Source organism: Streptomyces sp. CB02056, from assembly GCF_001905545.1.
Taxonomy (GTDB): Bacteria; Actinomycetota; Actinomycetes; order Streptomycetales; family Streptomycetaceae; genus Kitasatospora.
The window spans coordinates 522,248-541,153 of record NZ_LIPD01000007.1 but is presented as its reverse complement, the minus strand read 5'-3'; the positions used below and the strand labels follow the sequence as shown (position 1 = coordinate 541,153).

At 71.4% G+C, this 18,906-nt stretch carries 16 protein-coding genes; 5 read left to right on the top strand and 11 right to left on the bottom strand.

The features are described from left to right. Window positions 1-287: 287 nt before the first annotated feature. Together AMK13_RS21270 and AMK13_RS21265 are read left to right on the top strand one after the other, a co-directional pair. The gene (locus AMK13_RS21270) at window positions 288-701 is read left to right on the top strand and encodes a hypothetical protein (RefSeq protein WP_143204592.1); all 414 of its coding nucleotides are present in this window, start codon (window positions 288-290) and stop codon (window positions 699-701) included. 40 nt (window positions 702-741) lie between these two features. Next, on the top strand, window positions 742-3,462 hold the full coding sequence (locus tag AMK13_RS21265; RefSeq protein WP_074003831.1) for a KGGVGR-motif variant AAA ATPase: 2,721 nt from the start codon (window positions 742-744) through the stop codon (window positions 3,460-3,462). Window positions 3,463-4,542: 1,080 nt separating this feature from the next. On the opposite strand, the gene AMK13_RS21260 is transcribed toward AMK13_RS21265, so the two are convergent. Beyond that, window positions 4,543-4,866: a hypothetical protein gene (locus AMK13_RS21260; RefSeq protein WP_074003646.1), complete on the bottom strand. Its 324-nt coding sequence runs from the start codon at window positions 4,864-4,866 to the stop codon at window positions 4,543-4,545. Between the two features lie 165 nt (window positions 4,867-5,031). Here AMK13_RS21260 and AMK13_RS21255 point away from each other — a divergent pair, with 165 nt between their 5' ends. Continuing rightward, entirely contained in the window at window positions 5,032-5,985 is a 954-nt protein-coding gene (locus AMK13_RS21255; RefSeq protein WP_074003645.1) for a DUF2797 domain-containing protein, read from the top strand. A gap of 105 nt (window positions 5,986-6,090) precedes the next feature. Then, window positions 6,091-7,035 (top strand): alpha/beta fold hydrolase, encoded by a 945-nt coding sequence (locus AMK13_RS21250; RefSeq protein ID WP_074003644.1) that lies wholly within the window; start codon window positions 6,091-6,093, stop codon window positions 7,033-7,035. 41 nt (window positions 7,036-7,076) lie between these two features. Here AMK13_RS21250 and AMK13_RS21245 read toward each other — a convergent pair whose 3' ends face one another. The 6 genes from AMK13_RS21245 to AMK13_RS21220 form a co-directional block, all read right to left on the bottom strand. Then, complete coding sequence (locus AMK13_RS21245) at window positions 7,077-7,445, bottom strand: hypothetical protein (RefSeq protein WP_074003643.1); 369 nt, start codon at window positions 7,443-7,445, stop codon at window positions 7,077-7,079. Beyond that, on the bottom strand, window positions 7,442-8,131 hold the full coding sequence (locus AMK13_RS21240; protein ID WP_079272331.1) for a DUF6232 family protein: 690 nt from the start codon (window positions 8,129-8,131) through the stop codon (window positions 7,442-7,444). The genes AMK13_RS21245 and AMK13_RS21240 overlap by 4 nt, the downstream gene beginning before the upstream one ends. Before the next feature lie 144 nt (window positions 8,132-8,275). Then, the gene (locus AMK13_RS21235) at window positions 8,276-8,581 is read right to left on the bottom strand and encodes a hypothetical protein (RefSeq protein WP_074003642.1); all 306 of its coding nucleotides are present in this window, start codon (window positions 8,579-8,581) and stop codon (window positions 8,276-8,278) included. A gap of 338 nt (window positions 8,582-8,919) precedes the next feature. Beyond that, window positions 8,920-9,657, bottom strand: coding sequence for a succinate dehydrogenase/fumarate reductase iron-sulfur subunit (locus AMK13_RS21230; protein ID WP_074003641.1), 738 nt, complete (start codon window positions 9,655-9,657; stop codon window positions 8,920-8,922). Next, a complete protein-coding gene (locus AMK13_RS21225; protein ID WP_074003640.1) occupies window positions 9,654-11,597 on the bottom strand; it encodes a fumarate reductase/succinate dehydrogenase flavoprotein subunit in 1,944 nt (647 codons plus the stop codon). The genes AMK13_RS21230 and AMK13_RS21225 overlap by 4 nt, the downstream gene beginning before the upstream one ends. A 65-nt stretch (window positions 11,598-11,662) precedes the next feature. Beyond that, window positions 11,663-12,367: a succinate dehydrogenase cytochrome b subunit gene (locus AMK13_RS21220; RefSeq protein WP_049652714.1), complete on the bottom strand. Its 705-nt coding sequence runs from the start codon at window positions 12,365-12,367 to the stop codon at window positions 11,663-11,665. 96 nt (window positions 12,368-12,463) lie between these two features. Here AMK13_RS21220 and AMK13_RS21215 point away from each other — a divergent pair, with 96 nt between their 5' ends. Next, complete coding sequence (locus tag AMK13_RS21215) at window positions 12,464-13,387, top strand: LysR family transcriptional regulator (RefSeq protein WP_074003639.1); 924 nt, start codon at window positions 12,464-12,466, stop codon at window positions 13,385-13,387. A 28-nt stretch (window positions 13,388-13,415) separates the two neighbouring features. Here the strand turns inward: AMK13_RS21215 and AMK13_RS21210 are convergent, their stop codons facing one another. From AMK13_RS21210 to gcl, 4 genes are all read right to left on the bottom strand, one after another. After that, window positions 13,416-14,684 (bottom strand): metallophosphoesterase, encoded by a 1,269-nt coding sequence (locus AMK13_RS21210; protein WP_079272330.1) that lies wholly within the window; start codon window positions 14,682-14,684, stop codon window positions 13,416-13,418. A 165-nt stretch (window positions 14,685-14,849) separates the two neighbouring features. Continuing rightward, window positions 14,850-16,055: a hypothetical protein gene (locus AMK13_RS21205; protein ID WP_074003638.1), complete on the bottom strand. Its 1,206-nt coding sequence runs from the start codon at window positions 16,053-16,055 to the stop codon at window positions 14,850-14,852. Window positions 16,056-16,203: 148 nt separating this feature from the next. Beyond that, complete coding sequence (locus AMK13_RS21200; protein WP_049652707.1) at window positions 16,204-16,692, bottom strand: glutathione peroxidase; 489 nt, start codon at window positions 16,690-16,692, stop codon at window positions 16,204-16,206. 218 nt (window positions 16,693-16,910) lie between these two features. Continuing rightward, window positions 16,911-18,692 carry a glyoxylate carboligase gene (gene gcl / locus AMK13_RS21195; protein WP_074003637.1) on the bottom strand — a complete coding sequence of 594 codons (1,782 nt, stop codon included), beginning with the start codon at window positions 18,690-18,692 and terminating at the stop codon, window positions 16,911-16,913. Window positions 18,693-18,906 lie beyond the last annotated feature (214 nt).

Sequence of the window (18,906 nt, the reverse complement as noted above, 5' to 3'; positions counted from 1 at the left end):
CTGCTCCGCCGCCCCGACACCGTCCGCCCACCCCATTCGCCTCGCGCCCGATGCGGCCGCCGCGGCGCCGCCTCCCGACCGCGCCGCCGACCGCGCCCGCCACAATAGAACGTGAACACCCCGCCCGGCCAAGCGCCGGTGACCAGCCCCGCGACCGTCAGCGCCGAAGGCCGCCGGGGGCAGTAGACATGATCACGCGATCCGTTGGTCGATCAAAAAGCGATCTCTATCGACCTTTTGATCACATCGCTGCCTCTCAAGCGAGCCGCAGTGCCATGATGTGCGCCATGGTGCTTCACGTGGGGGTGGCTGCGCTCCGCAAACGACGGTGGCAGTTGCGGGTCAGTGCGGGCAGGGTGGCTGACGGCGGGGACACGGTCACATCCTGTCTTCTCCTCTTCTATGCGGCGGAGTGCGCGCTCAAGGAGAGAGTGCTGGTACGCCGGGGTCTAAGGGACACGTCGTACCTCGAGCCGACGCACGATCTCTGGAAGCTGGCCCGGGATCTAGGCATGCCGGCGCGTCTTGGCGCTGCGCTGAAGGGGATGAAGAACTGCCGCGCGGCAGGGAATCCGGGCGTGAACGTGGCCCTGGCCGAACTGCACCAGGCTTGGCGTTATGGTGTGAAACTGCATGTCGAGGACGAGAAAAAGGCCCGCGATCTTTTGGATGAGCTCATCTCATGGTGCGAGCAGGACTGAGGGGGATCGACTCGTGGCAGAACATGGAAAGTTGGAGATCATGGACAGTGGAATCGTTCCCCCTGATCACCTCTTCAGCTGGGTCAATGTGGATGAGCATTTGGCGAGGTTGGCTGCGGCGGGACAATGGCCCGACTGGCTCGTTGCCACGGACAGCTGGTGGGACTGTCTGGAGCTGGTCACCAGCACCAAGGTCGATACGGAGACGGTGAAGCGCTGGCTGGACCAGGCGTTCGGCACGGGGTCGGCGGGGTGGGTCGAGGGCGACCTGCTGCTCGGCCTCGACGACCCGCGGAGCACTGAGTTCACCGGATTGCGGGTCGAACTCACAGTGGACGCCGATCAACGTGGTGCGGGGAGGCGGCGCGTTCCATTGCTTCGGGAGAAGCACATCACGCGTGAATTGGCTGAACCCCTGCAGCGGCCCGAGGTGCCGGGATATTCCGGTGATGTCCAGCTCATGGCGTTCCACTCGTTCAAGGGAGGTGTCGGGCGCACTGTCCACGCGGTTGCGGTCGCGGACAGGCTGGCGCGGAGCGGTGGGAAGGTCCTTCTGATCGACGCCGACCTGGAAGCTCCCGGCATCACGTGGATGCACAAGGAGCAGGGTGGGCAGTGCGACTTCACCTACGAGGACTTCATCACCCTCCTGCAGGGAGGGGACAACGGCGATCCTGCGGCAGCGGTCGACATCGCAGCCGCGTACCTGCCCAATCAGCAGGCCGGTCACTATGCGAGTGGCGGGACTCTGACGGTCATGCCGTCGAGCCGTCGCGCGACGCTGACTCCGCCCCGAATCGAGCCGGCGGACCTTCTTTCCCCCGGGAGGTCCGTGTACTTCGTGACGGAGGCCCTGGCAGCTCTGGGGGCGCGACTCGGAGTGGACACGGTCGTCATTGACCTCAGGGCCGGCGCTTCCGAGCTCTCGGCCCCGGTGCTTCTCGATCCGAGAGTCCAGCGCGTCTTCGTCACGACGCTGAGTCATCAGTCCCTTGTCGGTACCGAGTTGATGATCCGACAGCTCGGTGGAAAGGCTCCTACGGTCCAAGGCGTCGACCCCGCGACGTCTGTCATTGTCACCCAGTACCGGATGGATGCCCACACGGTCCAGGCGGAAGCTGCGCGCAGCGCTCTCTCGGCAGCTCTGGGAGGTGCGCTCCGCGTTCCGGAGGGGGGCGACGGAGACGAGACGGAACCCGTTGATGCCGCGCTGCTCGCCCGGCCGGTGCTGAGCCCCTTCAGAGAGGAACTTCTCGCGCTTCCCTCATCGTGGGACGCGGTGTTGGAGGTGATCTCATCGTGCGGAGTAGCCGACGGACTCGAATCCCTGCTCCCAAGCCCCGTACCCCGCAGCGCGACCGAACCTGAGCCCGGGGCGATGGAGGTGGAATACGGTCAATTGCGGCGCAACCTCGCTCGGACCGCTGAGAACCTCGTCTATGCGGAGCAGAGTGGGCTCTCCTCGGCCGGCGGCTTTCTCGTGACGGAACCCCTTCGTCGTCTCCTCGCCGATCATCGGACCGAGCTGCCGCAGGCTCTCGTGGTGGGGGCGAAGGGATCCGGAAAGACCTTCATGTACGCGAAGGCGTGTGCGGCGCGGACATGGCAGACTTTCGCGGGGCAGTCCGGGATCAGGGGCGTCACGGTCGAGGCGCCCATTGTTCCTGTTCTGGAGTCGGCGAATCTGGAGTACGGGGATTTTGAGCCGCAGGACCTGCGTGATGACTTTGCCTCGAAGTACGGGGACGTGCCGCGACGGAATCTCACTGCATCAAGCATTCCGGACCGGCTGAAAGCTGGTCTGGGAAGGTTGGACGGCCTGGATGAACTCGGTTGGCGGAGCCTGTGGCTGGAGTGTCTGGCCGTGGCCTGCGGACTGGAGCCATCCGAGCAGCGGACCTCGGAAGAGGCCCTGATCGATCTCGGCCGGCAGGCCAAGGCGGTCTTCGTGGTCGACGGCCTCGAGGACCTCCTGCAGAACTTGGACAACGATACGAAGCGCACCGCATTGCGAGTGCTACTGATCGACGTCCTGGGATGGCTCCGCTCGCTGCGAGGCCGGCCCTTCGGGCTCGTGGTGTTCGTCAGGCGTGACCTTGTCACCGGTGCGGTTCGGCAGAACAACGCGCAGCTCCTAGGCAGGTACGCTCACTACGCTTTGCACTGGAGCAAGGTGGAGGCGTTGCGCCTCGCGCTTTGGGTGGCCTCGCACGCCGAAGCGCTGCCCGAACCTGTGTCGCCCTCCGGGATCACAGATCTCTCGGAGGAGGATCTGATCAACGGCCTGATCCAGCTGTGGGGTTGGAAGATGGGGAGCGCGAAGTCTCGTGAGGCGCGTTCCCACATGTGGGTACCTGCGGCGCTCGGGGACTTCAAGGGCCAGGTGCAGGCGCGTGATGTAGTCATGTTCCTCGCAACGGCCGCCAAGAATTCGGAGCAGTACAACGACACGGTGGACGATCGCGTGCTCGTTCCCACTGCCATGCGTAAGGCCCTGCTCGAATGCAGTAGTAACAAGATCACTGCAGTGGGGGAAGAGGACAAGGAGATCGGCCGACTCCTGACGCACATGCAGGGACTCAGCCATTCGATTCTGGTCCCGTTCGAGCTGGAACAGGTCGAGCTGGCTGTCGCGGAAGCGGATCTGCTGATCGAGTTCGGGGTTTTCAGCAAGGGAGCTGACGGGCGCTACTGGGTGCCGGAAATCTATCGACATGGTCTCGGATTCAACAGCGAAGGGCGTGCAAGGGTGCTCTGGTAACGAATGTGCTGCCTCAAGGCGATCGTCTAGTTCCCCGGTCCGGTCTTTTTATTAGTGCGTCGCCTCATGCCGAGGCAACGGGCTGGTGGGGTGGACGGGCTGCTGGCGGTCCGGTGTGACCGGGGGTAGAAAGGAAGCCGAATGGGAACCGGTGCGGGAAGTCGATTCGGTCGACCTCCCGCATCGGCCGACCGTTGAACACCCGCAGGTTGCGCCCGGGCGTCGGCGTACCAGCGCCAGCCGGTGCGCAGCGGGACGCCGGGCAGGTCGGGGGGCGCCGATGGCCGGGACATCGGGGAAGAGCCGGGCCACGGTGTGCTCGCAGACGTCGGCGGGCGGCGTCCAGGGAAGGCCGAGGGCCTCGGGTGACGTCGTGTAGGTGGTTCAGGGTCTCGACCAGGCTCATGGCCACGAAGCCGACAGAGTCAGTCAGGTCCCAGGGGTGGAAAGCGCGAGTGTCCGGTGGGGCGACCCGGACCATGGCGGCCATCAACCCGCCGCTAGTGTCGAGCACTTCGAGCAGTCCCGGGACGCGATCGGCGGCTTCGACGCGGACGGAGTTGTTCGGGTCGCCGGGGACATGGCGGGTCGCCGCGAAGGGCACATACTGCTCGCACGGCGGCGGTGTCGGGCCGAGCCGGGCGTCGCGGGCGAGAAGGTCGTCGGCGAGGTGCTCGATGGTCTCCCAGTGCCTCCAGTCGAGTGGGCTGGCGGGCCGGATCCAGTCCGTGGCCGCTGGCGCGGCCGACAGGGCGTCGAGGGCGAGGCGGAGCGCGAGGGCGAGGGCGGGACCAGGGCCGGTGAGTCGATGACGGGCGGACGGCAGCAGCGGCCAATGGCCGGTGACCGCGGAAGGTGTGGTGGAGGGTTGATCCTGCTCTCCGTCAGTCTCGATCCAGGAGATCCGGTGGAGAGCGGTCGGATGAGCAGGCAGCCGGGGAGTCGCCGAGGTCGGGGGCGAGGGCTCCAGCGGGGTGTGGGTGGCGAAGTGGCGGTGGAGCCCGGGGGAGCGGGCGCGGGCCCGCCCGGCGGTGTGTCGCCGGACGGGCCCGCGGTCTTCCGCGTGGCGCTGCCGAGGGGTCAGGAGGGGACGCCGTCGGCCTTCTGGATCGTCGCGCCGAGGTCGCACCAGGTGGTCGAGGTGCCGCCGGACTCGACGCGGTTGCCGTAGTGGGTGTAGTTGCCGTAGCCCGGCTTGTAGCAGACGATCCGGCCGGTGAAGGCCGAGCCGACGCAGCGGATCGACGCGCCCGCGTGGCCGCCGCTGCCGGTGAAGTAGGACGGCGCGTTGCAGCTCAGCCCGGTGGTGGTGGCCGAGGCCGGCACGGCGGCGGCGAGGACGAGGCCCGAGGCCGCGAGGGCGAGCGAGCCGGTGACGGCCGCGGCACGCTGGAGGATGCGCATGGTTGTTCCCTTCCCGAAGTGGATCGTTCGTGGGGGATGCACTGGGAAGGACGCTAACTGCTTTGACGGAGTCACGTCAATGAGCTTCCGGTGCGGTTCCGCCGGGCCGCCCGGCCTGTCGGTGGCACCGGGTAGTCTCGTCGGCTACCGACGGCCAGGAGAAACGTGACGATCCCCCCGCAGCCCCCGCAGTCCCCCGAGCGCCGGGCCCGCCCCGCCGGCTGGGTCTCCACCGGCCTGAGCTGGCGGGACGGCCGCGCCGTGCTCGGGGCCGCGCGCGGCGCGCAGGTGCACGAGCGCGCCGTGGCGCCGGGGGTGGAGGTCGGCTGGCTGCTGGGCGGCCCGCGCCGCTGCGTGGGGGCCTGGTTGGCCGGGGCGACGGAGTGCACGCCCTGCCCGCACCACGCGGTGATCGACCCGGGCGGCGGCGCGACGCAGTGCCCGGCCTGCCAGAGCGTGGACCGCGGCCTCGCCCTCGCCCGGGACCAGATCCTCGACGACGGCCGCACCTACCTGCTCTACCTCGCCTGGTTCGGCGAGGGCCTGCTCAAGGTCGGCCTGACCGCCGAGCAGCGCGGCGACAGCCGGCTGCTCGAACAGGGCGCGCTGGCCTACGCGTTCACCGCCCGCGGCGCCCTGCCGGCGGTCCGGCGCGCCGAACTCACCGTCGCCGCCTCGGGCCTGGCCCGCGAGCGGTACAAGTCCAGGATCAAGACCGAGCAGTGGTGGTCGCACGGCGACGTCCCGTACCGCCGTACGGTGCTCGGCGACGCCCGCGCCCGGGCGCACCGGCTGCTGGACGGCCACGCCGTGGAGCTGCTCGCCGACCGGCCGGTGGTCGACCACGTCGAGCGCTACGGGCTGGCCGGCGGCGCCCCGGAGGCGTACCGGGAGATCGCCGGGCTGGCCGACGGCGCGGTGCTCGCGGGCCGGCTCCGCGCGCCGGTGGGCCGGCACCTCTTCCTGGACCAGACGGACGGCTCCGGACCGCTGCTGCTGGACAGCCGGCTGCTCACCGGCTGGACGCTCAGCCCGGTCACCGGCCGCGGGTCCGAGGGCCTGGTCCTCCAGGAGCGTCTGCGCCCGCCGGAGCCGGACACCCAGGAGGCGCTGTTCTGAGACCGCCAATGACCGCTCCGACCAGCATGGTTGCGTAATAAAACCGCAAGGCCTAGCCTCGGCCTTGCGGTTTTAAGTTGCTACCACCTTGGAGCGAGCCCGACCATGATCGCCGCCCACGAGACCTTCGACGGCACCTTCCCGTACCGGCCGCACTTCAGCACCGCCGCCGGCTTCCGCCAGCACTACGTGGACGAGGGCAGCGGCCCCGTGGTGCTCTGCCTGCACGGCGAACCCACCTGGGGCTACCTCTTCCGCGACCTGGTCCGCCGCCTGGCCCCGACCCACCGGGTGGTCGTCCCCGACCACATGGGTTTCGGCAAGAGCGCCACCCCGGCCGACCGGACCTACTGGCTGCAGGACCACGTCGACAACCTGGAGGCGCTCGTCCTGGACCTCGGCCTGCGCGAACTCACCCTGGTCCTGCACGACTTCGGCGGGCCGGTCGGCATGGGCCTGGCCGCCCGCCGCCCGGAGCTGATCGCCCGGGTGGTGAGCGTCAACGGGCCCACGCCGTTCGGCCAGCCCGGCCTCGGCGCGGCGCTCGCCGCCAACGCGGCCGAGTCCCCGTGGTTCGGCTGGATCGCCCGGGCGCACGCCGACGGCAGCCTGGACGCCGTCCTCGGCGAACTCCGCCACACCGTCCTCAGCACCCTGAAGCTCAACGGCTTCGAGAACAACGCCCTGATCACCGACACCTGGCTGGCCGCCTACGGCGCGGCCTTCCCGTCCCCCGCGGAGGCCGCCGGGGCGATCGGCTGGGCGAAGGGCTTCGCCACCGGGGCGCACACCTTCGAGACCCCGGGCGCCGAGGCCCGCGCGGCGCTCGCCGCCCTGCCCGCGCTCGCGCTCTGGGGCGCGGCCGACCGCACCCTCGCCGCCCGGCACTTCCTGCCCCTGTTCGCCGAGGCGTTCCCGCGCGGCCGGGCCGTCGAACTGCCCGGCGTCGGCCACTACAGCCCCGAGGACGCCCCGGAGACCGTCGCCGAGCTGGTGGAACGCTTCCTCACCGAGACGGCGGCGGAGACGGGGGCAAGGGGTACGGCGTAGGCCGGCGCCCGCCCGCGAGTGGGTGGGCGCCGGCCGGTCGGTCAGCCGCTGAGCAGGGCCAGGAGCTGGTTCGCCAGGCCCAGCGCGGGCGCGGCGGCCTCGCCGACGCTCTGGGCCAGGCCGGCCAGCAGCAGCAGGGTGTTGCGCCGGCTCCTCGGCTCCTCGGCGGCGGGGCTGGTCAGCACCGGCAGGGCCTCGGCGAGGCTCTGTCGGTCCGCCTCGTGGAGCCGCCCGTCCCGGGCCAGGTCGGTGACCACGGCGGCGAGCCGGGCGAACAGCGCGGCGACCTCCGGCGGCAGCGCCTGGTCGCCGGCCGCCCCGTTGTTGTGCTGGATGCCGACGTTGCCGCTGCCGCCGTGGATGGTGACGCGGTCGCCGTACTGGACGTCCGGACGCTCGTTGTCGTTCACTTGCTGACTCCCGTGTTTCCCTGGCCGCCGTAGATGTTGACGCTGTCGCCGAACTGGTACTGCCGCAGGTCCACGCTGATGGTCTGGACGATCTGCTGGAACTCGGCCTGCGGGTTCTCGATCGCGCGAGTGATGGTGGCCTGCAGCTCGAACGCCGGCTCCGCGGTGAGCCAGGCCAGCACCGCGGTCGGCGGGCCGGCCGTGTCCACGGCCAGCACGTACAGGTCGGGCCGGCGCAGCACCGGCCAGGTGAAGATCAGGAAGTAGAGCGCCACGAGGATCATCGCGACGAGGAACAGCGTGCCGGACCCGGAGTCCGAGGACGATCCGTCGGTGGCCTGCGCGATCACGAGCACCGGCAGGAAGACGACCAGGCCGAAGGCGAGCAGCCGCAGGAGCGCGCGGCGCCGGCCGGGCACGATCAAGGAGGTGCCGACCCGGGCCACGTTGGCGAGCGGGTACGCGGCCTGCCCGATCCAGAGGATGCGGTTGGTGACCGCGACGCGGGTGGTGGTCGGGGTGCCGGCGGGACCGCTCGTGAAGGCCGGCGGCGGGGTGGTGGGCGGCGGCGGCCCGAACGGGGCCGGTGTCGGCGGCCCGCCGGGCGGAGGCGGCGGAACGAACGGGAAGGAGCCGGTCTGTCCGGCCCGGGTCGAATCGGAAGGATCGGTCGGCTGCATGGCCATGTCCCCCAAGACTGTCGTGCGAGGGAGGACAATGTGCCAGCACGTCCCGGGTCCGCACAAGTTCATTGTCGTGGCGGATAACTGACGCACCGTCGGTTCGTGTGCCCCGGCCCTGGTCCCGCCGACCCGTCGTCCCGCGGGCCGTCAGCCCAGCTTGCCGCGCAGCACGCCGGGGCCGGAGCGGGCCCGGCGGGACCGCGGCGGGCGGGACGGGCGGACGTCCGGGCGGGCGGGCTGCTCGGCCGCCTCCGCGGCCCGCCGGGCCAGTGCGGCCCGGGCGGCGGCCAGCGCGACCCGGGCGAGCAGCGGGTCCTCCCGGACGCCGGCCGCGCGCTTGGCGCTCTGGCAGGCGGTGCACCAGACCGGCGAGGCCGGCCCGTCCGGGTACACCATCTCCTCGGGCGGCAGGTAGTGCCCACCGCACTCGACGCATTCGAAGACGAACCTCATCCGACGATCACCGTTCCGGATCCGTGGCACCGGCCGCAGGGCGACCAGAAGGTGTGGACACTGGGCACCATGCTTCCTTCCTCGTCCAGTTCGACCGTGGCCTCGGTCTTCTGGGTCCCCCCGGACCCGCCGCAACCGGAACAGGACTGAACCTCGGGCATATGCCGTCCTTCCGTAGCGGACACCACCGTAGCGCGATTCCCCGTCAGGAAGCACGGCCCCGGGCGATCCACCACCCGTACGGGTAGCGCGAACCGCCGCCGCGCGCCCTGTTCCAGAACGGCGTCGGCCCCTCGCCTGAGCACCAGAGCGAGGGGCCGACCGTAGCGGGGGAGTCGTCAGCCGCGGGCGGCCCGCAGGAACTCCCGGTTCATCGCCGCGATGCTGGGCAGCGGGATGCCCTTGGGGCAGGCGGTGGCGCACTCACCGGTGTTGGTGCAGCCGCCGAAGCCCTCGGCGTCCATGGCCGAGACCATGTCCCGTACCCGGGCGGCCCGTTCCGGCGCGCCCTGCGGCAGCACGTTGAGGTGCACCACCTTGGCGGAGGTGAAGAGCATCGCCGAGCCGTTCGGGCAGGCCGCCACGCAGGCGCCGCAGCCGATGCACTCGGCGTGCTCGAAGGCGGTGTCGGCGGTCTCCTTGGGGACGGGCGTGGCGTGCGCCTCGGGGGCGCTGCCGGTGGGGGCGGTGATGTAGCCGCCGGAGCCGATGATCCGGTCGAAGGCCGAGCGGTCCACCACCAGGTCCTTGACCACCGGGAACGCCGCCGCCCGCCAGGGCTCGACGTCGATGGTGTCGCCGTCCTGGAAGTGCCGCATGTGCAGCTGGCAGGTGGTGGTGCGCTCGGGGCCGTGCGCCTGGCCGTTGATGACCATGCCGCAGGCGCCGCAGATGCCCTCGCGGCAGTCGTGGTCGAAGGCGACGGGCTGGTCGCCGCGGGTGATCAGCTCCTCGTTGAGGGTGTCCAGCATCTCCAGGAAGGACATGTCCGGGCTGATCCCGTCGACCCGGTAGGTGGTCATCGAGCCGGGTGCGTCCGGGCCCGCCTGGCGCCAGATGCGCAGGGTGAGGTTCATGCGTAGCTCCGCTGGGTGGGGTGGACGTACTCGAAGTCGAGTTCCTCGCGGTGGAGGACGGGTGCCGCGCCGGTGCCGGTGAACTCCCAGGCGGCGGCGTAGGAGAAGTCCTCGTCGCGGCGGGCGGCCTCGCCGTCGGGGGTCTGGCTCTCGGTGCGGAAGTGGCCGCCGCAGGACTCGGCGCGGTGCAGCGCGTCCAGGCACATCAGCTCGGCCAGTTCGAAGTAGTCGACCAGCCGGTTGGCCTTCTCCAGCGACTGGTTGAGCTCCTGCCCGGTGCCCGGCACCTTGATCCGGCGCCAGAACTCCTCGCGCAGCAGCGGGATCCGCTCCAGCGCCCGGCGCAGCCCGGCCTCGTCGCGGGCCATCCCGCACTCGTCCCAGAGCAGTTCGCCGAGTTCGCGGTGGAAGGAGTCCGGGGTGCGGTCGCCGTCCACCGCGAGGATCAGGTTGAGCCGGTCCTCGACCTCGGCCTCCACCTCGGCGAGCACCGGGTGGTCGGCGGGCACGGCCGGCAGCGGGTGGCGGGCCAGGTAGTCGTTGATGGTGGGCGGCAGTACGAAGTAGCCGTCGGCCAGGCCCTGCATCAGGGCGCTGGCGCCGAGCCGGTTGGCGCCGTGGTCGGAGAAGTTGGCCTCCCCGATCGCGAACAGGCCCGGGACGGTGGTCTGCAGGTCGTAGTCGACCCAGAGCCCGCCCATCGTGTAGTGGATCGCCGGGTAGATCCGCATCGGCACCCGGTACGGGTCCTCGGCGGTGATCCGCTCGTACATCTCGAAGAGGTTGCCGTACTTGGCCTCGACGGCGTCCCGGCCCAGCCGGCGGATCGCGTCGGCGAAGTCCAGGTAGACGCCCTGGCCGCCGGGGCCGATGCCGCGGCCCTCGTCGCAGACGTTCTTGGCGGCCCGGGAGGCGATGTCGCGCGGCACCAGGTTGCCGAAGGAGGGGTAGATCCGCTCCAGGTAGTAGTCCCGCTCCTCCTCCGGGATCTGCCCGGGCGGCCGGTTGTCGCCCTTCGCCTTGGGCACCCAGATCCGGCCGTCGTTGCGCAGCGACTCGCTCATCAGGGTGAGCTTGGACTGGTGGTCGCCCGAGCGCGGGATGCAGGTCGGGTGGATCTGGGTGAAGCACGGGTTGGCGAAGTACGCGCCGCGCCGGTGCGCCCGCCAGATCGCGGTGGCGTTGGAGTTCTTGGCGTTGGTGGAGAGGTAGAAGACGTTGCCGTAGCCGCCGCTGGCGAGCACCACGGCGTCCGCGGTGTAGGAGCGGATCTCGCCGGTGACGAGGTCGCGGGCGACGATGCCGCGGGCCCGGCCGTCGACCACCAGCAGGTCGAGCATCTCGGTGCGCGGGTGCAGCTCCACGTTCCCGGCGGCGACCTGCCGGGAGAGCGCCTGGTAGGCGCCGAGCAGCAGCTGCTGGCCGGTCTGGCCGCGGGCGTAGAAGGTCCGGGAGACCTGGACGCCGCCGAACGACCGGGTGTCCAGCAGGCCGCCGTACTCGCGGGCGAAGGGCACGCCCTGGGCCACGCACTGGTCGATGATCTCCACCGACACCTGGGCCAGCCGGTGCACGTTGGACTCGCGGGCCCGGAAGTCGCCGCCCTTGACGGTGTCGTAGAACAGCCGGCGGACCGAGTCGCCGTCGTTGCGGTAGTTCTTGGCCGCGTTGATGCCGCCCTGGGCGGCGATCGAGTGGGCCCGCCGTGGGGAGTCCTGGAAGCAGAACTGGACCACGTGGTAGCCCTGTTCGGCCAGGGTGGCGCCGGCCGCGCCGCCGGCCAGGCCGGTGCCGACCACGATCACGGTGTGCTTGCGCCGGTTGGCCGGGTTGACCAGCTTGGCGTCGAACCGCCGCTGGTCCCAGCGCTGTTCGATCGGCCCGGCGGGGGCCTTGGCGTCGGCGACCGGCTCGCCGAGGGTGTACTCCAGGTAGCTCATGTCACCACTGCTCACTTCACCGCTCCGGTCAGCACTGCTCACTTCACGCCTCGGGCCACCACTGCTCACTTCACGACTCCGGTCATCACGGCCACGGGGACGGACAGGAAGCCGGCGGTCAGCACCAGCGCCAGGCCGTTCGCGACCAGCTTGAGCGCCCGGTCGCGGCGGGCGTTGTTGGCGCCGAGGGTCTGCGCGGCGCTCCAGAACCCGTGCCGGATGTGCAGGCCGACGGCCAGCATCGCGACGACGTAGAACACGTCGACGTACCAGCGGCCGAAGGAGGCCACGATGTTCTGGTACGTCTGGCCGTGATCGGTGCCCGGGTTCACGGTCAGCGTGGTGAGGTCGAGGATGTGCCAGACGATGAACAGCGCCAGGATCACCCCGCCCCAGCGCATGGTCCGCGTCGCGTAGCTCGCGCGGCGGCGCTTGTGCACGTACCGGCTCGGGCGGGCCGCGAGGTCGCGGCGGCTGAGCTGGTACGCGGAGACGCCGTGCAGCACCACGGCGGCCAGCAGGCCCGCCCGGGCGATCCACAGGAACCACTCGTGGCCCAGGAAGGGCTGTCCGATGGTGCGCAGCCAGGCCGCGTAGCCGTTGATGTCGTCCGGGCCGAAGAACACCTTGAGGTTGCCCAGCATGTGCGCGACCAGGTACAGCAGCATGGCCAGTCCGGTGACGGCCATGACCGCCTTCTTGCCGACGGTCGACCGCCACAGGGTCGCCAGGGTGGACGGATGCCGGGCCGTCCGAGTCGCGGTTGTCATGGCAGCAACGGTAGGGACGGCGTCGAGGGTACGTCCAAGACATGATGCGGCTCGTGACGATAGGCATGGACTATCGATGCGGCCTATCCTGGCCCTGTGCAGCTCCAGCAACTCCGCTACTTCCTGGCCGTCGCCGAGACCCGGCACTTCACCCGGGCCGCCGAGGCGGCACACGTCGCGCAGCCGTCACTCTCGCAACAGATCCGGGCCCTGGAACGGGAGTTGGGTGCGGAACTGTTCCACCGCACCCGGGGCAACATCGCGCTCACGGACGCCGGGGACGCCCTGCTGCCGCTGGCCCGGCGCATCCTCGCGGACACCGAGACCGCCCGGCTGGCCGTGCAGGAGACGGTGCAGCTGCGCCGCGGCCGGGTCCGGCTGGGCGCACCGCCGAGCCTGTGCACCAGCCTGGTGCCGGACGTGCTGCGGGTCTTCCGGGACCGCTACCCGGGGGTGGCGCTGGTGGTCCGCGAGGGCGGCTCGCGCGACCTGGTCGGCTGGCTGGCGGCGGGGGAGCTGGACCTCGCGCTGACCATCACCCGGCCGAGCGGGGAGCAGGAGCCCGCGCTCGCGGTCACCGAACTGCTGCACGAGGAGCTGGTGCTGGTCGCGGCCGGGCGGCCGGCCCGGCGCAAGGTCCGGGTGACGGAGCTGAAGGGCCGGCCGCTGGTGATGTTCCGGGAGGGCTACGACGTCCGCGAGGCGACCCTGGCGGCCTGCCGGGCGGCCGGGTTCGAGCCGGAGTTCGCGGTGGAGGGCGGCGAGATGGACGCGGTGCTGGGCTTCGTCCGGGCCGGGATCGGGCCCGCCGTCGTCCCCGGCATGGTGGCCGCCCGCTCCGGCCTCGCGGTGACGGCCTTCGCCGGGCCCGGACTGGGCCGCACCATCGCCGTCGCCCACGGCCACGAGGTGCCGCTCACCCGCGCGGCGGAGGCGCTGCGGGACACCCTGCTGGCGCACCTGCGCGACGCCGCCCGGGACGGCGAACTGCCGCCGGGGACGCGGCTGTTGCTGCCGTGAGCCCCGGTTCGAGCCTTTCAACGGCCGGTCACGCGGCGGGCGACGGACCGCCCGAGCGCAGCGTGAGCAGGGTGATCTCGCTCGGGGCGAAGACCCGGAACGGCGGGCCCCAGAAGCCGGTGCCGCGGCTGGTGTAGAGCTGGGTCCGCTCCCCGTGCCGGCTCAGGCCGTGCACCACCGGCTGGTCGATCCGGACGAGGAAGTTGAACGGCCAGATCTGGCCGCCGTGGGTGTGCCCGGAGACCTGCAGGTCGATGCCGGCGGCAGCGGCCTGCGGGACGTACTTGGGCTGGTGGGCGACGAGCAGGACCGGCAGGGCCGGGTCCGCCCCCGCCAGCGCGCCGACCAGGTTCGCGCGGTGTCCGGCCAGGCCGGAGGACTCCGCGGTCACGTCGTCCACCCCGGCGAGCACGAGGGCGTCGCCGCCGCGCTCCACCACGAGGTGGCGGTTGTGCAGCGGCTCCCAGCCCAGGTCCGCCATCCGGTCCAGCCAGCCCTGGGCCTCGCTGCCGTACTCGTGGTTCCCCGTGACGTAGACCTTGGCCAGCCGGGACCGGACCGTCCCGAGCGGCGCGGACTGCTCCCGGCGCTGGGCCGGGGTGCCGTCGGCGATGTCGCCGGCATGGACCAGGACGTCCGCGTCGAGCGCGTTGACCGCCTCGGCGACCCGCGCCGACCAGTCCGCCCGGTCGATCGGCCCGTAGTGGGTGTCGGCCAGCACCACGACCCTGGTCCCGTCCAGGCCGGCGCCGAGCCGCGGGAGGTGCACGTCCACCCGCTTCACCCGGGGCACGCGCATCGCCTCGTGGTGCCCCCAGCCCAGCAGCCCGGCCGAGACCACGGCGACGGCCACGGCCACGGCCCTGGCCCGGTCGGTGCCGCCGACGTCGAGTCCGGCCAGCAGCAGGTCCACCGAGCCGCCCAGCACCGACCAGGTGAACAGCACCCAGACCACCCCGAGGCTGGTGTCCGCGACGCGGGCGGCCCGGTCGCTGCGCCGCCGCCCGTGGCCCGCGACCATCAGGAAGGGGAAGGAGACCATCCAGGCCGCGAGGACGACCGTGCCGGCCAGGAGGACCGGGAACGGCCAGTCGGCGCCGGAGGCGAACAGGGTCCACCAGGGCGGGAGGCAGAGCAGGACGAGGACGAGCACCAGGACCGCCAGCCGCCGGACCAGGGAACGCCGACGCCCCGCGCCCCCGCCCGGGGGCTCCGTGCCCGCCTCGGGCCGGTCGGCGGCCGCGACGGTCTCCGGGCCCTCGCGGTCCGCCGACCGGTGTCCCGACTCCAGCCCCATGGATTCGCCTGCTGTCACCGTGTCGCCCTCACATCCGCTGCCGTGCCCCTGCCCCCATCATCCGGCAGACCGTCGCCGACGGTCCCGCCCGGGGTCGCCGTCGTCGACCGGGCCGTGCGCCACGGGGCCCCGGCGAGTCGTCCCCGCCGACCCCGAGCCAGGGGCTCAGCCGCCGCTGTAGGTGGACTGGGTGACCGCGAAGACGTTGCGCCCGCCCGCGCTCTCCTGCAGCGACCACAGCAGGTCGGGGCCGGTGGCGTCCTCCCAGTAGGAGAGGCTCTCGCCGCCGCCCACCCAGGCGAAGGTCGAGGCGCCCGCGGTCGGGGTCCAGTAGTAGAGCTTCTTCTGCCCCGAGGAGTTGAACCACCACCGGCCGTTGTGGGAGGCCACGCCGTTGAGGTTGTACCAGGGCAGTTGGAGGGCCTGGCTTGCGGTCGTCGTCGCGGCGAAGGTCGTCGCCCCGGCGGCGAACGGGAAGCGGACGGCCCTCGGCGGGCGGTTCGGGTAGTCGACGCAGTCCGCCTGGCAGGTGTACTCCGTCATCACGATCGACTTGCTGACCCGGTCGAGGGAGACCGACGACCACACCAGCTTGGCTCCGGAGGCGGTCTGCGCGGTGACCGTGCCGACCTGGGGCAGCACGTAGGCGTAGTTGTGGGCGTAGTAGGCGCCTCCGGGCTGGCGGCCGATCTGGTCGGCGGTGCCGCCGGTGTCGGTGTTGAGGATCTTGCGCAGGTCGAAGACGCGCATGCCGCGGCCGGTGTCGGCGACGTAGAGGTGGTCGCCGTACCAGGAGACGCCGCCGGCGTGGATCGGGACGTCCTTGAAGTCCGGCGCGGCCGCGGTGCCGGTCGGTTCCACCAGGAGGATCTTGCGGTAGGTGTCGGGGTAGGTGGCGTCCCAGTCGACCAGGGTGATCCGGCTGCGCTGCTGGGCGCCGCCGCAGCCGTCCTTGGTGTACCAGCTCACCAGCACGAGCTGGTGGCCGTCGTAGTTGCCGCTGTTCGCGGTCCCCACGGCGTCCCGGCTCGTGGTGATGCCCTGGGGGAAGCTCTGGCAGTCGGAGTTGTCGCCGTCGTCGAACCGGAAGCCGGTGGTCAGGCCGGCCACGGAGAAGGACGCGGGGAGCGCCTGCCGGTCGTGGTTCGCGTGCTCCATCACCGTGTGCACGGCGGAGGTCCCGAGCGTCGTGGCGAGCGCCGAGTCGAGGGTGTCGTACTGGTGGTAGTCGGAGGTGAGGGTGTAGTCGGACGCGGTCAGGGCCGTCGGCGCCGCGGCTGCCGCCGCTGGCGAGGCCCCGGCCGGTGTGCCGGTGACGAGCAGGCCGGCCGCGAGCAGCGCCCTTGCCGCTGTTCTGATGTGACGGATCATCAGGGTGGGCCATCCGTGGGCGATGGATCAACGGGGGCACACACGGTAGGGGCGCTTCGGCATGTCCGCAACACCCCGAGGAGGGCCTTGCGTGCGCGCACGACGGAGGCCCGGGGCCGCGGGCCCCGGGCCTCCGCGGTGCGTGTGGTCAGGCCGGCAGGACGGCCTCGAGCGCGGCGACCAGCTCCGGCGACTCCGGCTCGACGGGCGGGCGCAGGCGCGCGACGACGGTGCCGTCCGGGGAGAGCAGGAACTTCTCGAAGTTCCAGGCGATGTCCCCGGCCTGGCCCTCGGCGTCGGCGACCTCGGTGAGCTTGGCGTACAGCGGGTGGCGGTCCTCGCCGTTGACGTCGATCTTCTCGAACAGCGGGAAGGTCACGCCGTAGGTGGTGGAGCAGAAGGTGCGGATCTCCTCGGCGCTGCCGGGCTCCTGTCCGGCGAACTGGTTGCAGGGGAAGCCCAGCACGGTGAACCCGCGCCCGGCGTACCGCTGCTGGAGCCGCTCCAGGCCCTCGTACTGCGGGGTCAGACCGCACTTGGACGCGACGTTGACGATCAGCAGCGCCTTGCCCTTGTGGTCGGCCAGCGAGGTGGCCGCGCCGTCGAGGGTGCGCAGCGGGATGTCGTACAGGCTCACGGGGGTGGTCCTTTCGGGAAGTCGTCGGGCCGGGCCTCTTCGTGGGCCACGGTAGCGGCCGTCGCCTGGTCAACTGCGGTCGGCGTGCCGATGTTCCGGGCGCGGGGGCGGGTGGGGGCGTGCGGAGCGGCTCGTCCGCCCCCACCCGACCGGCGCGTACGGCCGGCGCGTACGGCTGGTGCGTGCGACCGGCGTGCGCGACCGGTGCGTGCGCCGCGTTACGGCACCAGCGGCCTGATCGCCGTCGGCGCGTGCTCGGGGAGGGTGGCCAACTCCTCGAACTCGTTGACCTTGTCGATGTCGGCGGCGGCCATCGAGATGTTGGTGACCCGCTCCAGGATCGCCTCGACCACGACCGGGACGCGGAACTCGGCGGCCAGCTTCTTGGCCTCCTCGAAGGCGGGCAGCAGGCCCTCCGGCTCGGTGACCCGGATCGCCTTGCAGCCCAGGCCCTCGACGACCTTGACGTGGTCCACGCCGTAGACGCCCAGCTCCGGCGCGTTGACGTTCTCGAACTCCAGGTTGACCTGGTAGTCGATGTCGAAGGCGCGCTGCGCCTGGCGGATCAGGCCCAGGTAGGAGTTGTTCACCAGCACGTGGACGTACGGGATGCGGTGCTGGGCGCCGACCGCCAGCTCCTCGATCATGAACTGGAAGTCGTAGTCGCCGGAGAGCGCGACCACCTGCCCTCCCGGGTCGGCGGTGGCGACGCCCAGCGCGGCCGGGATGGTCCAGCCGAGCGGGCCGGCCTGGCCGCAGTTGATCCAGTGCCGCGGCCGGTAGACGTGCAGCAGCTGCGCGCCGGCGATCTGGGAGAGGCCGATGGTGGTGACGTAGCGGGTCTCCGGGCCGAACGCCCGGTTCATCTCCTCGTACACGCGCTGCGGCTTGAGCGGCACGTCGTCGAAGTGGGTGCGGCGCTGGAGCCGGGCCCTGCGCTCCTGGGCGGCGGCGGCCCAGGCGGTGCGGTCCTTGAGCGTGCCGGCGTCCCGCAGTTCGCGCGCCACCTCGACGAACAGCTCCAGCGCGGCCCCGGCGTCGGAGGCGATGCCGAGGTCCGGGGCGAAGATCCGGCCGAGCTGGGTGGGCTCGACGTCGACGTGGACGAAGGTGCGGCCCGCGGTGTAGACGTCCAGGCCGCCGGTGTGGCGGTTGGCCCAGCGGTTGCCGATGCCGAGGACGAAGTCGGAGGCGAGGAAGGTCTCGTTGCCGTAGCGGTGCGAGGTCTGGAGGCCGACCAGGCCGGCGTTGAGCGCGTGGTCGTCCGGGATGACGCCCCAGCCCATCAGGGTGGGGACCACCGGGACGCCGGTGAGTTCGGCGAACTCCCGCAGCAGTTCGGCGGCGTCGGCGTTGATGACGCCGCCGCCCGCGACGATCAGCGGGCGCTCGGACCGCTGGAGCAGCGCGACCGCCTTCTCGATCTGGACGCGGTTGGCGGCCGGCTTGTAGACCGGCAGCGGCTGGTAGGCCTCCGGGTCGAAGTCGATCTCGGTCAGCTGGACGTCGATCGGCAGGTCGATCAGGACCGGGCCGGGGCGACCGGAGCGCATCAGGTGGAAGGCCTGCTGGAACACGCCGGGGACCTGCGCGGCCTCCAGCACGGTGGTGGCGGCCTTGGTGACGGGCCCGGCGATCGAGGCGATGTCGACGGCCTGGAAGTCCTCCTTGTGCAGCCGGGCGACGGGCGCCTGGCCGGTGATGCAGAGGATCGGGACGGAGTCGGCGATCGCCGAGTACAGGCCGGTGATCATGTCGGTGCCGGCCGGCCCCGAGGTGCCGACGCAGACCCCGATGTTGCCGGCCCTGGCGCGGGTGTAGCCCTCGGCCATGTGGGAGGCGCCCTCGACGTGCCGGGCCAGCGTGTGCCCGATCCCGCCGGCGGCCTTGAGCGCGGCGTAGAACGGGTTGATGGCCGCGCCCGGCACGCCGAACGCGACCTCAACGCCTTCGAGCTTGAGGATCTCCACGGCCGCGCGGGCGGCTGTCATACGAGGCATCGGATCTCTCCTGCGTCGGCCCGCAGTGGCTCGGAGGGCTCATCTCCTGAATTCCACCATACGGAAGAACGGTTTCTGTATGTGGAAACACGGTAGGGCGGGGCTCGTCGGGGCGTCAAGGGGACTTCAACAGAATGTGGAAGGCGCTGGGCGGACCGTCGGGCGGCGGGGATTCGCACGCCAGGACGGCGATCGCGCTGGTGTGCCCGGGGAA